The 14,706-nt window shown below is 44.9% G+C and carries 8 protein-coding genes; 4 read left to right on the plus strand and 4 right to left on the minus strand.

All coding sequences use genetic code 11. The features are described from left to right. Position 1: 1 nt before the first annotated feature. The 3 genes from ABMY42_RS08225 to ABMY42_RS08235 form a co-directional block, all read right to left on the minus strand. Positions 2-946 carry a hypothetical protein gene (locus tag ABMY42_RS08225; protein WP_017189421.1) on the minus strand — a complete coding sequence of 315 codons (945 nt, stop codon included), beginning with the start codon at positions 944-946 and terminating at the stop codon, positions 2-4. Positions 947-949: 3 nt separating this feature from the next. Continuing rightward, positions 950-4,459, minus strand: coding sequence for a T6SS effector BTH_I2691 family protein (locus ABMY42_RS08230; RefSeq protein WP_349266192.1), 3,510 nt, complete (start codon positions 4,457-4,459; stop codon positions 950-952). 276 nt (positions 4,460-4,735) lie between these two features. Beyond that, the gene (locus ABMY42_RS08235) at positions 4,736-7,120 is read right to left on the minus strand and encodes a YgiQ family radical SAM protein (protein WP_349266193.1); all 2,385 of its coding nucleotides are present in this window, start codon (positions 7,118-7,120) and stop codon (positions 4,736-4,738) included. Between the two features lie 408 nt (positions 7,121-7,528). Here ABMY42_RS08235 and ABMY42_RS08240 point away from each other — a divergent pair, with 408 nt between their 5' ends. The 3 genes from ABMY42_RS08240 (at position 7,529) to ABMY42_RS08250 (ending at position 11,168) form a co-directional block, all read left to right on the plus strand. Next, positions 7,529-9,985, plus strand: a complete 2,457-nt coding sequence (locus ABMY42_RS08240) for an EAL domain-containing protein (RefSeq protein ID WP_349266194.1) — start codon at positions 7,529-7,531, stop codon at positions 9,983-9,985. Positions 9,986-10,071: 86 nt separating this feature from the next. Continuing rightward, positions 10,072-10,782, plus strand: a complete 711-nt coding sequence (locus tag ABMY42_RS08245; RefSeq protein ID WP_017189428.1) for a hypothetical protein — start codon at positions 10,072-10,074, stop codon at positions 10,780-10,782. A 185-nt stretch (positions 10,783-10,967) separates the two neighbouring features. Further along, the gene (locus ABMY42_RS08250) at positions 10,968-11,168 is read left to right on the plus strand and encodes a DUF4250 domain-containing protein (protein WP_005445023.1); all 201 of its coding nucleotides are present in this window, start codon (positions 10,968-10,970) and stop codon (positions 11,166-11,168) included. A gap of 22 nt (positions 11,169-11,190) precedes the next feature. On the opposite strand, the gene metR is transcribed toward ABMY42_RS08250, so the two are convergent. Next, positions 11,191-12,102, minus strand: coding sequence for an HTH-type transcriptional regulator MetR (metR, locus tag ABMY42_RS08255; protein WP_005445024.1), 912 nt, complete (start codon positions 12,100-12,102; stop codon positions 11,191-11,193). 262 nt (positions 12,103-12,364) lie between these two features. Between metR and metE the strand changes: the two genes are divergently transcribed. After that, positions 12,365-14,647 carry a 5-methyltetrahydropteroyltriglutamate--homocysteine S-methyltransferase gene (gene metE, locus ABMY42_RS08260; protein ID WP_038898631.1) on the plus strand — a complete coding sequence of 761 codons (2,283 nt, stop codon included), beginning with the start codon at positions 12,365-12,367 and terminating at the stop codon, positions 14,645-14,647. Positions 14,648-14,706 lie beyond the last annotated feature (59 nt).

Below are 14,706 nucleotides of genomic sequence, written 5' to 3' on the forward strand. Positions count from 1 at the left end.
GTTACTCCTTGGCTGTTGTTAGTTCAGGTTTTGATTGTTCGATTTCAGATTCCGTTTGCCACTTACCGTTGTATAGGTACTCTCGCTCTGGAAGCGGGGCATTTGACGCCCTTAAATCAAATACCTCATCGGTTTGATATTCTCTACTACAAACTGGAATACTAAACAGTCTTGATTCTGGCTTCGATTCAAACAGTTTTTTGTGGTCATCTACCTCTGTACAATCCAGTTTGTAGACCTTTGACAGTTGCGCGACCATGGATTCTAAATCCGCTTCAGTTTTAAAGAAAACATAACAATCTGATCTATCCTGTGAGCGAAAGATAGTCTTATGAGCAGTATCTCGATATCTGCATATGTCCTGCTTAAAATAGAACTGAATCACTTTCCTTTTCTTGTTGTAGTCCGCAAAAAGCCAATCTTCTCGTTCGCCTACTCTCACTTCTGTTGCTTCATCAGGCTGTCGTTTAAGCATACCAAATGAAACCAATATAAACCCACCAGCTCCGGCAAGAACCATGGGGCCAGCAACCCCAACCATCACGACACAAAATATTGCTCCAATCCAACCCATGGCTTGAGTCGCAGAGTTGACCCAATTCGGTAAATCACGTCGCTTTTTTATAACCAATCCGCGATCGGACAAGGTGTAATCATAACGATTGTCCAAACCAAATGTCAGATAAGATACACCAGACATGATTATCGTCAGACCCGATAAAATATAAGTTAAGATCATGTCACTGTTATCATGTAGGAAATAGGTAAGGAAAAATAATGGACTGACAGCGGCTATAGCAATCGATAGGTATAAGTATCGAAAAGGCTCTTCAATATCGTGCTTGTGCCAGGTTGTGAGATCTTTCCCCCTTAGAATTTGTTGCTCTTGTTCTTCTTGATAAGCCGAAAGCTCGTCTGGCGTGATGTAAAAAGGTAAATAAGCCAAGGGTTACTCCTGTAAGCTAAGTTCATTAGCATCTGAAGTTAATGAACTTCTGATCGTTGCTTGTTTAGTATTGTCTGAAATCGCCGTATAAGTTGCACGCTGTTTTGCATTATTTTGGAACCAGTACTTACGGCTTAATTCGTTTTTATCATCAAGGATGTATTCAATCTCAAATGCTAGATAGTTAGCTGAGTCTTTCATTGGTAGAGTCAATTTATAGACGCTTTGAGAATCTGAGGAATCCGTTGAACTATTCAACGTTTCTAGGTCTACTCCTGTGTACCAAGCTCCCGACCTCAGTCCCCCCTCTGTTACAGAAGTATTTGTCCGAAGTTTTATTCCTTCTCTTGCTGTATTGGTGGGAACTTGGATATGTAGCTCAATACCAAACAATTCTTGTTTTGCTGCTGGATACTGTGTTGTTGAATTCGGAACGGTACGCATCAATGGTATTTGGCAGATCAAAGGTTTATCCATTATGGTTTTTAACTCAAAAAGAGCCTCTTGCACTAAAGAAGAATTATGCTTTTCTCTCTCTACCAAGCTTGAGGATTGACTCCACTGGGCTTTATCTGGGTGATAGCCCCAAGGAAGTTTATCTAACCATTTTTGATAATCATCTTGTTTAAGTTTACTCATTATATGATTACTAAGAAGGTAAACTGCAGTAAGGCTCATAATGACAAACATTATTGGTCCTCCAAAGAGAATGTTTGCCGACCATATGCCTGTTATTCCGCCGATAGCTTGAAATCCACCAATAAGTGTCAATCCAACTAAAGATGCAAAGTTGAAGTATTCCACAACTCTCGCGTTGCCGTACAAGCCGTCAATTTTCTTCCATGAGCGATAGGCCTCTATCCCTGAAGCAAGAGCTCCAATAACTCCGGTTACAGCTAGCCATTTATTGAATACCTTTAAGTCATCAATAATCAGGTTTTCAAAGCCTTTTGTATTTCGAGCTACTAACTTTTTAAGAGTTTTCAGTGAGTGCTTTCTGAGTTCGTCACTCCCTTTAACCTTATCCCATAACTTCCCTGTACGAATCCCCGTCCACGCGTTTACTGTATAAAAAAGCTTTTGCTGAATATCTAAAAATTCATCTGAGGACATTAACCCTGTGTCTTGAATACTGCTCATGGCATCACCAAGCGCGATGCAGTTAAATACTAATGCCATAAAGCCTAGACCACCGGCATTCTCGAACAGTTTATTCAAATCATCGAGCTTATTCATAGCGATCCGAGTTCTAAGCTCGACGGTTCTTTGCGGTAGATCATCGGGTAATTCAATACGCTGTGGGTACTCCAATGTAGCCACAGCAAGTGCCTTCTTAATTCTCTTTTTATTTTTTAAAGCTGTTGTGTATTTAGAGTCGGCTTTGCGGTTGTTTTTCTGGAAGTCAGCAATGACCGCATCGTTTTTCTTGAGCTCACTTGGGTAATTATTTACGCGTGTTTTCCATTTTTTAAAATCGTGAGCGTAGCTTTCATTTAAAGTAATTGGCATATTGTGTGCCATATGCTCTGCTATAACAGCAAACAAATAATAGCTCTGACGGTTCAGAGGTTTAGCGAAAACAGGCATCAGTAAAATCGATGCTTGTGAAGTCATGCTAACGCCAAACTCTAAAACTCCTTTTGCAAGTGCACCTATTGCAGATTTAAAGATAATGTCCAGCTCTTGGAAACCTTTGGCGATATCCTTGAGAAAGTCCGTTTCCGCAGTGTTTGGGTTGGAAACAAAATCCATGATCTTAGAGTACATGCTCACACGGTTGCTTGTAGCCGAGATCTGGTCCATCAACTGATTATCAGCATCAGAATTTTCCGAGGCGATCGACTGTTCATTCTGCGCCTCAATAATATTCTTCTCTATTACTTTAAATAAGCTTCGGCTAAACCCAGAGGCATAGAGAGCAAGTAAACTGGTTGGTTTCTCCCATTGGCTTTCAGCCCATTGGCGGTCTTCTTCCTGCACCACCAAAGTAAATGACTCAACGGCTTGTTTATGGAGTTGATACAAGCTGTATTGTGTATCTTCACTGTATAGGTCGAAGGTTCTTTCGAGATGATGCGGTGTCAAAGACTCCATTACAGCGATAAAGTCGCTTTTTACTGAAACAACTTCGGCAAGCATGGTTTCTTTTTGTTCTGACAGCTCCTGCATTTCGCTCAGCATTTGTTTCCAGTTGAGTTGCTTACGCCAACGCTCAGTCGCTATCCATTGCTCGTATTTACCAAATCGGTTTGCTGAAATGCCATATTTCTTCTGTATGGCCTCTGCTATTTCTGAAGTGGATTTTTGGTAATCATCGATAGCTTGCTGGGAAAATGAAGATGGCATTCCTTTGATGATAGCTGCTTGAGATTCACTGGTAAGGTCAACCATTGCTGAGTTGTCATAGTAATCCGCCATGTCCATATAGAATTCAAGCTCTTGGTTTTTGCGCTTTACTCCTGTGGGCATGTCTATATTGTCGCTTGCCCCGAACATGCACAGCTGCATAGCGGTCTGCATTAAGTTCCACTGGTTTGAAAACTGGTCAGTGAAAAGGCGGTATGGGCTTGCGGCACCAACAAAATGCAGTGATATATCTTGAATGTCTGCGGCGTAATCTTTTATCGCGACGAAGTAGCCCGACTCTTCTTCTGGAATCGCAGAGGTCAAATCACTCTCGGCTGCGACAGGTTTAAAGGTAGAACCATCTTCGTTAGCTTTGGTGGCGATGCCAGAATCTGCAAAACGCCCATCATCAACGGCAGAAGGTTCAATATCAGCCACTTGAGTTAACTTATCGATTGGTGCAATGTTGTGCTGATTCTCGTTTGCAGACAGAACAACAGTCTGCATGCGATCGATATGATTACTCGGATTGTTAAGGACGCGCATGAACATGTTCCATGTCCAGCGGTGTTCAGAGTAACAAATCGACAGCACGCTCCCATCTTCGTAAGTAAGAAAAGGTTTTGCGCCTTCTGGGGTACCACGCTGTTCGGATTCTGGGCTTTCCGACTCTCCCAGCTTGTAGAGCGTGAATTGCGTTCCTTTGATTTCGTATTCGTCTAGGCTTTTGTTGATTGCATCATAGACATACAACCAACCATCGCGAAGCTGACGCAAGGTATAGCCAACGGTATTGAGTTTGGCTGGACCTTGGCCTTTCCATTCGTCAGGCAAACCAAAAGGTTGTGTTTCTTCTGTCTCTAGCTGATCGATGGCGTAGCGAACAGGGATGAAGTGTGCCGGTAAAGCCTCCGTTGGTTCTTTCTCGGTTTTTAAATTGAGAGGTTCTGGTTCAGACGGCGGTGGCGGATCGATTTTTTTGGTTTCTCCCTCCCAAAACATACTGCGCTCTGGAGGCGAGCCAGCCATATCATCGGATGCGGTGGTTGGAACGGTATTCAGAGATTTCAACGTGCCATCGCTTTCAAATGCCTGAACAGCTTCTTCGTGGGTATAGCTGTTGTCGTGCCAAAACATCGAAGTTTTTGGAGGAAGTGGATTACTCATCGTCAGCCTATGTTTAAGAGTTTTACTCCATTAGGCAAATATCGCACCAAAATATAACGACTATAAATCAGTATGTTAGGCGTTATGCAACTCTGCTTTAACCAAAAAGTTGTTTGTTTTTCCAAGAAGTTGGTTGGCGTATACCATTTTTTGTATCGAAAGAGACCAAGTGTGGTTTGAAAGAGCTTGTTCTAAAGAGCAATGATTATCCAGACAAAACAAAAGGGCTCCAGAGTAATCTCTGGAGCCCTTTTTTAGCATTCAAGTTCTATTGAATTAACGACGTTTTGGTTTGCGTTGATCTGCTGGTTTGCCTTGACCTTGAGGGCGACCTTGACCTTGCGAGCCCGTACCGTTTGAGCGCTTTTGGTTGTTGCTACCAGGGCGTGAGCCAGAATTTGGACGTTGACCATTAGCGCCGCCATTACCACGGTTTTGGTTTCCACGACCTTGTCCATTTGAGCCGCCTTGTGCTTTGCCTGAACCGTTGCGGTGACCAGATGGCTTGTCATCACGTGAGCCACCTTCAGAGCGCTTGTTCAAGTGACCACCGAAGCCTGGTTGGTTCTTAGTGTGTTTGGTTGCAAAACGATTTGCGCCGTGGCGACCAGACTTACGACGTTGCGCTGGTGTCTGTGCATCAATGTCTTCTGCAGGGACTAGACAGGTTGGCTTGTCACCAATCAAGTGCTTTTTACCCATGCTGATCAGTGCTTCACGGATCATCGGCCAGTTAGCTGGATCGTGGTAGCGAAGTAGGGCTTTATGTAGGCGACGTTGACGTTCACCTTTCGCCACTGGCACATCTTCACGTTGCTTGTATTTCACGCGTTTCAGAGGGTTTGTCTCTGAGTAGTACATCGACGTTGCGTTACACATTGGTGATGGGTAGAAGTTCTGTACTTGGTCACATTCGAAGTTGTTCTTCTTCAGCCATAGTGCCAAGTTCAGCATGTCTTCATCTTCAGTACCTGGGTGCGCCGAGATGAAGTAAGGGATCAGGTATTGTTTTTTACCCGCTTCCGCGCTGTACTTCTCAAACATCTCTTTAAAGCGGTCGTAAGTACCCATGCCCGGCTTCATCATCAGATCCAGTGGACCTTTCTCTGTGTGCTCTGGTGCAATTTTCAGGTAACCACCGACGTGATGAGTCACAAGCTCTTTGACGTATTCTGGTGATTCAATCGCAAGGTCGTAACGTACGCCAGATGCGATCATGACTTTCTTCACACCTTCTACTTTACGCGCGGCGCGGTAAAGATCGATGGTGTGTTTATGGTCTGTGTTTAGCTTGTTACAGATGCCCGGGAACACGCAAGAAGGACGACGACAGTTTGCTTCTGCTTTCGGATCGCTACAACCAAGACGGTACATGTTTGCTGTTGGGCCACCCAAGTCAGAGATTGTGCCCGTAAAGCCTGGAACTTTGTCGCGGATCTCTTCCAACTCATTAATGATGGACTCTTGCGAACGGTTTTGGATGATACGACCTTCGTGTTCGGTAATTGAACAGAAAGAACAGCCACCAAAACAGCCACGCATGATGTTAACCGAAGTTTTGATCATGTCGTAAGCCGGGATCTTTGCTTTGCCATACATAGGGTGAGGAACACGCGCGTACGATAGGCCGAATACGTAATCCATTTCTTCTGTCGTCAAAGGAATTGGCGCTTGGTTTACCCAAAGCTCACGGTCGCCATGACGTTGCAATAGAGCACGACCCGAATATGGGTTGGTCTCTAAGTGCAGAACACGGCTGGCATGGGCATAAAGAATGCGGTCGTTGTGCAATTTTTCGAAGGCTGGTAGGCGCACCGCTGTGTTCGCTGCATCATGACGTGATGGACGAATCGTGATTGGCTGTGCAACAGGCTCTTCTTTTTTGGTATCGCACTGAGTTTCCACTTCGTATGGGTTCTTTGGTACGAACGCTTCTTTACGAGGTTTCTCAATACGAGAAGAATCGATAACGGTGTAACCTTCTGGTTCAGCTGGTAGGTTAACTGCCGTACCGCGAATATTGGTCATGGTAGAAATATCTTCGCCATCAGCAAGACGGTGAGCCACTTCCACTAGGGCACGTTCTGCGTTACCAAAAAGAAGGATGTCAGCTTTTGCATCGAACAGAACAGAGCGGCGCACTTTATCTGACCAATAATCGTAGTGAGCTACGCGACGTAAGCTAGCTTCGATACCACCAAGAACGATAGGTGTGCCTTTATAGGCTTCACGACAACGTTGCGAGTACACCAACGTTGCACGATCTGGGCGTTTTCCGCCTTCGTTGTTTGGCGTGTAAGCATCATCATGACGAAGTTTTTTGTCCGCCGTGTAACGGTTGATCATGGAGTCCATGTTACCCGCGGTGATTCCGAAGAACAGATTTGGCTTACCAAGCTGCATGAAAGCATCTTTGTTGTTCCATTCTGGTTGAGCAATGATACCGACGCGGAAGCCTTGTGCCTCCAACAGACGACCGATGATTGCCATACCAAAGCTCGGGTGGTCCACATACGCGTCACCCGTGACAATGATAATGTCACAACTATCCCATCCTAGGGCATCCATTTCTTTGCGACTGGTCGGCAAGAAAGGTGCCGTACCAAAACACTCAGCCCAGTATTTTTTGTACTCATGAATAGGAGTAATGTCGTTGGTCATATTTTGCTCTCTGTTCCAAGGAGCGCGAATTATAGCGATTTGATGATCAGGTATCTATACCCAACTCTCTTAATCAAGCTTAGTTCAGCCACTTTTATTTCTAGATGAAAATGACTCGCAATTAGAGGTGGCTTTTCTTGTGTTATCTCCTTCTAGCCCTTGTGGTTATTGCCTTTGTCTAAGATTAAAAATTATCGTTACGCAATAGTGTGCTTATGTAAAACTCTTCCTATAATTTAACTAGTGCATACAAATGCATACGTCATTTTGACTCCAAATAATGACTGAATGCGTAGACATTCCAGATTGTGTTTTGACCACTTTGCAATCATAAAAAAACAGCAAAACGCGGCGACACGATGGGAAATCATTAGACAGAGTGAAAGGCTAAAAATAGGGGGCTAGGTAATGAGTGAAGTATTGTCTATTGCACAAGGAGAAGTGCACCCAGCGTCCGGTCAGCATCAAATCATCGAGTGGTCCTATGACATCTGCACTCGAGAGTTTGAATGTGACCAACGAGGGATGATGTCCATATTCGGCTTAAAAGAGCCATTAAAAGGGTTGGATGATTTGTTTGACCACATGCTGCTGGGTCAACAGGGGGCTGCGAGGGAGAAAGTCTCTCAAGTAGAGCTTAATGGCGGGCATGGCAGTTTGTCTTGCTGTTTAATGCCTAACGAATCCATGCTGGTTCACGTTGATTTGAGTTTTGAACGTCTTAATGATCATGTGGTTCAAGGTATGGTTATCCCCCAACTCAGTATTACAGGTTGTGAAGAGCTGGCAAAAATTCTCGAAACGATTTTTGATTTGCCAAACGTTGGCATCTTAGTCGCTGATCAGGAAACAAGAATTCTTGGCTGTAATCGAGCCTTTGAGCAGCAAATGGGGTATGAAAATCGTGATATTGTTGGTTTGAAAACCTACATTTTTAGCTCGGACCATCACAGCAAAGCTTTTTATGACGATATCTGGGAACAGATTGATCAAGAAGGTTTCTGGAATGGGAACCTATTGAGCCGCACTGCCAACGGTAGCAATCAAGCGCATCATTTATGTATTTATCGTTTGAACTTCACTTCGGGTCGAACGCTCTTTCTTGGTTTTTCGACGGACATTTCTGCATCGTTATTGTGGATGAAGAAAGCCGGAGAACAACCCCAACAATGGTCTGCTTTCCTGCCTCCACGTGAAGAGTTCGAATCTCGACTTGCCAAGCTAGTACAAGAAACTGGTAACAAAGAGCTTAATATCGTTATGACTCTGCGTCCTAATTTCTCACCAAAAACCATACTCGAACAACAACTCGGTCTTGCTGATTTTGTGATGCGCAGCCGACACGCGAGTATTGCCGGTCAATTGTCAAAAGATGTGTTTGTGGTGTGTTTGCAAACTCCGCACTGTCAGTGGTTAAGCCCTCTACGTTCGATCCAAATTGCACTAAGAGGCTTCTTTGTTGAACTAAGAAATGAATTAGGAACCAGTATGCATGATGTGATTGTAGAGGGACAAATGGGGGTGTCAGTCCTAGGCTACGATACTAATAATCCAAGACAGGCACTAGTACACGCTGCTCAAGCGATGGTTTCCTCATCTTCTGGGGAGAAGAGCTACTTCAATTTTTACAACAGTGAACTGCACGATGAGTTGGTTAAGCGTCATCATTTTGAGGCGTTTTTAAGAACGCAAATTGAGAGTCAGTTGGTTGATGTGTATTACCAACCGATCATTGAAACTCGTAGCGGAAAGGTGGTGAAGTTCGAAGCTTTGGCGCGCTTTTACCACCATAACAAAACCTATGACACGCAAGAAATGATTTCTGTAGTCGAAGACTTGGAGTTGGTCGCCGCTTTGGATGATGTGGTATGCCGAACGGCGCTGAAGCAATTGCCTCATATTCAAAAAGTGTATGGTGAGGATATTGGTTTAACTATTAATCGTTCATTAAATACCAAATTGGATTCGTTGCAAGTATTGCAAAGCTCGTTTGATTTGATTGCTGAAAGTGGAGTAGATCCAAGTCGAATCACTATTGAGCTCACTGAAACGGCTTACTTTGAACAAGACCAAGAACACACCACTGCCCTTGAAGAGCTACGAGGGCAGGGTATTAAGATCGCCATTGATGACTTTGGTACGGGGTACTCTTCGTTTTCTTATCTGGAAAAGGGGCAGTTTGATCTGCTTAAAATCGATCGTAAGTTTGTCAAAGATATCGAAGAGGGGAGCACTAAATACAACATCGTGAAGATGATTACGGAACTGGCACACAAACTTGGCGTTAAAGTCGTTGCCGAAGGCGTTGAATCGGAACAGGAATTACAAGTGCTTGCGAATGTGGGGGTGGATTACATGCAAGGCTTTTTGTTTTCTCAGGCGGTGCCATTGGTGTTACTAGATAAGCCGCAATGCCATCAGAAACGCTTTAAGGACGTCAAGGTTAAGCCAACTCACGACGCTCCTTTGTTGTCATTGAGTCATCGTGACGTTCGTCGCTTAGACCCGGGTGAGCCATTGTCGTTAGCGGTTGAATTTATGAACTTGAGCCCGGATGCGCCGCTCGTAGTCGTGAATGAAAAACGCTGTGTCGGACTGATCACCAAAGAGCAGGTGAACTTGCATTTGACGCCTGCAATGGGGACTGATTTGGAGTCAGAAAGAGAAAACCGCATTTGGAAACGTCCGGTAAACCAAATTATGAACACGGAATTTGAGCAAATAGATGCGAGTATTTCAGTTTCACAAGTTCGCGAGTTGGTCAAAACAGGCAAAAAATTTCCTTGGATTTTATGTAACTCGCAAAATGAATACCGCGGTTTATTGACCCAAGAAGATGTATTGACGTATCTAGCCACGCTCTAGTCGTGGCTTGGCCGTAATAAAGCACAGTAGCATGTTGGGTTTAGGTGGTTTGGCGATAGGCGATTTGCTATTATCGCCACCCCAAAATGACTTTTGAGTTTGTATTCAACATGATTCAACAACTGCTGTTAACTTTTCCTCCAATGCTGTTTGGCGCTCAAGCGCTGTTGACGTTGCTTTTGATCAAAGGTGATATTTGTCCTGGTCAACGTGGTCGTCTGCACAAGATGCTGCCATCTATAGGTATTCTTTGGTTGGCAGTAGCGTCGCTTCGTATTGAAGCATTCATGATCGTATTCGCGATTTTCTACTTCTACTCTCAAGTTCAAACTAAGAAGACACGTGAGAAAGGTCCGCTATGGGCGTTGCATCTAGCGAATGGCTTAGCGTTTGCGTATGTGAGTATCCAAGTATTCGAGCAAGCGCATTGGGCGGCTTCTGCGTCAATGGCTGTCATGATTTTCTTTTTGGGGGCAGTATTTGCTCAGTTGCTTCTCGTTATCGCGCGCAGTCGTTTGCAAGCTTTCCACCGCATTTTACCTGTGGCTGGTGTGGTATCGGGTATGTTGCTAGTCGTGCTGACCTTGTTTTCTGCATATCAACTTGATGAAGCAACACTGAACTCAGTCACACAGCATATCTTGGCGTCGCTAGCCATGTTGATCATAGCGATTGTGGTTTGGTGTTGGCACATCTTTACGCACAAAGCACCGAATAAGGCTCAGCTTGCTGCAGCGCTGCTGCTTGCTTTGGCATCCATGACAAGTCTCCAAGGCCTGTTTCTACTTGGCGCGTAAGCTGCTGGGTTATCCTTTCCCCATACAATTTCACAAATGAGCTCGGGATTTAGACCGAGCTCACTTTCAAATCATTCGATTAAGTCTACGCTTTAGTTATAGCCTCTATTTGTTTAGAGCGCGCCTAGACGCATGTGCTCAACAAAACCCTGAGGCTAAATACCTTGTCTTAGAGGAGTGTCGCTATGGACTTAAGCAATGTGAGTAACTGGGACAGCATTATTTTGCTGGGTATCGTCAATGAAAAGCTGCGCTTAGAATGCGACAGTTTCGAAGAGCTGGTTTCTATGTACGAGATGGATGTTGAATCGGTAGTGGGCAAGCTTGATATGCTCGGCTATCAATATGACCCACTTACCAATCAGTTCAAATCTTACGAACGCTAATCTTGTCTCTATATCTGAATCATTAAGCCATCTTGATGCCATCAAGGTGGCTTTTGCATTGTTGGCGTGCCGTGGCAAAGAATGCTTGTAGATAGCGCTTCTCCTTTTCTGAATTTCGTGTTGCGGCAAACAAACGACGCCATAACCCATTACCAAAAGGCTTACTGGTGATGAGCCCTTGGCGCGAAAACTCTGAAATCGCCCAATTAGGCAGTGCGGCAACACCTAATCCTGCTGACACCATTTGCACTAACATCAAAGTATTATCTGCTTGCTTCCACTTCGCAGGTTCAATCCCCGCTGGCTGCAAAAAGTGTTTCACGACATCTAATCTCTGTTTCTGAACCGGGTAGGAGAGCATGGTTTGATCGGCAAGATCTTCTGGTTCAATGATGTCTTTATTGGCAAGCGGATGGCTGGTGGACGTGATCAAACGCATTTCGAAATCAAACAGCGGCTCATAGTGTACTTCTGAGCGTGGTTGAATGTCGGATGTGATCACCAAGTCAAGCTCTCCGGCAAGCAACGCAGGGAGAGGTTCAAAACCAAAACCGGAAGAGAAGTCGAGCGTGACACTTGGCCAGGTAACTTGGTATTCCTTCAACGCAGGCATCAGCCATTGAAAGCAAGAATGGCACTCGATAGCCATATGTAAACGTCCATTGACATCTTCTTTCAAGCTCGCGAGTTCATTCTCTGCTCGGGCGAGTTTGGGTAAAACGTCATCGGCAAGACGAAGTAATATTTCACCTTCGGATGTGAACTTCACTGGGCGTGTTTTACGCAAAAACAACTGACCACCGATGCGAGATTCAAGATCTTTGATTTGGTGAGAAAGAGCGGATTGCGTCAGGTGCAGTGCTGTCGCTGTGGCCGTGAGTGACCCTGTGTCTCGTAACGAGGTCAGAGTGCGTAAGTGTTTCAACTCTATCATGAATCCCATTCATCCTTGTGTTTCTACCATGAGCTTTATTAACTTACCGATAAAAATTGGATATGTAAACGTCTAGACGTCTATTTGTTTTGGAAGATTACGAGTGAGCGCTCTCATTATGAATTTTCCTAATAAACAAGTTGAATAATTGGATGTTGTTCAATTTGCCCCTCAGAGAGATAGTTTTAGCCATCCAGACATCTTGGTGAAATTTAATCTCGATGTACTGACTCAAACATCAGACACTGAAAGGAATACGGACATGACAACGACAACGCATATTCTTGGATACCCACGCATTGGCGAAAAGCGCGAGCTGAAGTTTGCACAGGAGAAATACTGGCGAGGAGAAATTGAACAAACTGAGCTTAAACAAGTAGGGGCGACACTTCGTGAAAAGAACTGGGCTACTCAAGCTGAAGCGGGATTGAGCTTCGCGACGGCTGGCGATTTTGCTTGGTATGATCATGTATTGACCACCACTCTGCTGCTAGGGCACACACCAAAGCGCCACGCTAATGGCTTTCCGGATTTAGACACACTATTCAAAGTCGGGCGTGGGCAATCTCAAGCGGGTTGCGGTTGTTCTGGGGCGGCTGCGTCTGATATGACCAAGTGGTTTAATACCAACTATCACTACATTGTGCCGGAGTTCAGCAAAGACGATAGTTTTGAAGTCAGTTGGCCTCAATTGTTCGAAGAGGTGAACGATGCCATAAAACTGGGTCATAACGTGAAACCCGTTTTGTTGGGACCATTAAGCTACCTGTATTTAGGAAAAGAAATCGAAGAAGATTTTGATCGCCTCACCTTATTGCCAAGATTACTAACCGCTTATCAAGCGATTCTGTCCAAATTAGCAAATCAAGGCGTCGAATGGGTCCAAATCGATGAGCCGATTCTTTCTCTGGAGCTTGAAGAGAAGTGGGGCGACGCATTCAAATTGGCATATCAAGTCATTCGTAGCGATGTCAAAGTTCTACTTACTACCTATTTTGATTCGGTGAGTGACACGTTAGATAAGATTGTCGAATTGCCAGTTGATGGCCTTCATATCGATTTATCCGCGTCGCCTGAGCAGCTTGATGAGGTGGTGGAAAAACTGCCACAAGGCTGGGTACTTTCTGCGGGTGTGGTGAATGGTCGTAATGTATGGCGCTCTGACTTGAGTGCGCAGCGTGAACGTTTGCAACCCGTTAAGGATAAACTTGGTGACAATCTATGGGTAGCCAGCTCTTGCTCACTGTTACACAGCCCTGTGGATTTGGATCTTGAGCCAGCGCTCAGTGACGAAGTTAAAAGTTGGTTTGCGTTTGCCAAACAAAAAGTCACGGAAGTTGCGTTACTTGGTCGTGCGCTCGATGGTGACCACAACGCGATATTGGTGTGTGATACATATAGCCAACCAATTAAAGATCGCAAAACGGCTGCTCATGTCAACAAGCCACATGTACAAGCCCGCTTGAATAGCATCTCAGCATCCTTAACTGAGCGCAGCGCACCCTATGCAGAGCGAGCTGCGCATCAAGCGGAAGTGTTAGGGTTACCTCTACTACCGACGACGACGATTGGTTCCTTCCCTCAAACCAGTGAGATTCGTGTTCAGCGCAGTGCGTTTCGTAGTGGTCAACTTTCGACGGATGACTATCACCAAGCGCTAAAAGGGCACATTGCAGATGCGGTTAGACGTCAAGAAGCCCTCGATCTTGATGTATTAGTGCACGGTGAAGCAGAGCGTAACGATATGGTGGAGTACTTTGCAGAAAACTTAGCAGGGTTCCAGACGACGAAGTTTGGCTGGGTTCAAAGCTACGGTTCTCGCTGCGTTAAGCCTGCTATTGTTGTCGCAGATATTGAACGTGAAAAACCAATCACGGTTGAATGGTCAACTTATGCTCAGTCTTTAACGAATAAGCAAATGAAAGGGATGCTGACAGGACCAGTGACAATTCTATGTTGGACTTTCCCTCGTGAAGATATCACCCGTAAAGCAATTGCTGACCAACTTGCTTTGGCACTGCGCGATGAAGTGTCTGATTTACAACAGGCTGGCATCAATATCATTCAAATTGATGAACCTGCTATCCGTGAAGGTTTGCCACTGAAAAAACGTGACCATAAAGCGTATCTGCAATGGGCTGTCGATGCATTCAAGATCGCGGCGGCAAGCGCTAAACCAGAAACGCAAATTCATACGCACATGTGTTATAGCGAGTTTAATGAAATCATTGATTCTGTTGCCGCGTTAGATGCAGATGTGATTACCATTGAAACTTCGCGCTCGAACATGGAATTGCTCAAAGCGTTCGAAGACTTCAATTACCCTAACGAAATCGGTCCGGGCGTTTACGATATTCACTCGCCGAACATTCCATCGGAAGAATGGATCGAAGAGCTAATCAAGAAAGCGGCAGAGAAGATTCCGGCACAGCGTCTGTGGGTAAATCCTGATTGTGGATTAAAGACGCGTAACTGGTCAGAAACAGAAGCTGCGTTAGCGAATCTAGTCTCCGCGGCGAAAAAGCTACGAGCGGAGCTGGTTTAGTCGTGAAGATTGAGTAGAAACGAAAAAGCGAGGGGATAGCCCCTCGCTTTTGCTTGTTT

This window comes from Vibrio sp. SSH13-20 (genome assembly GCF_040104475.1).
In the GTDB taxonomy this organism is placed as follows: domain Bacteria; phylum Pseudomonadota; class Gammaproteobacteria; order Enterobacterales; family Vibrionaceae; genus Vibrio; species Vibrio harveyi.

What these genes read in the sequence shown, in the direction of transcription:
- ABMY42_RS08230 (WP_349266192.1), bottom strand. Translation starts at nt 4,459, where the DNA reads ATGAGTAATCCACTTCCTCCAAAAACTTCGATGTTTTGGCACGACAAC.
- ABMY42_RS08235 (WP_349266193.1), bottom strand. Translation starts at nt 7,120, where the DNA reads ATGACCAACGACATTACTCCTATTCATGAGTACAAAAAATACTGGGCT.
- ABMY42_RS08240 (WP_349266194.1), top strand. Translation starts at nt 7,529, where the DNA reads ATGAGTGAAGTATTGTCTATTGCACAAGGAGAAGTGCACCCAGCGTCC.
- ABMY42_RS08245 (WP_017189428.1), top strand. Translation starts at nt 10,072, where the DNA reads ATGACTTTTGAGTTTGTATTCAACATGATTCAACAACTGCTGTTAACT.
- ABMY42_RS08250 (WP_005445023.1), top strand. Translation starts at nt 10,968, where the DNA reads ATGGACTTAAGCAATGTGAGTAACTGGGACAGCATTATTTTGCTGGGT.
- metR (WP_005445024.1), bottom strand. Translation starts at nt 12,102, where the DNA reads ATGATAGAGTTGAAACACTTACGCACTCTGACCTCGTTACGAGACACA.
- metE (WP_038898631.1), top strand. Translation starts at nt 12,365, where the DNA reads ATGACAACGACAACGCATATTCTTGGATACCCACGCATTGGCGAAAAG.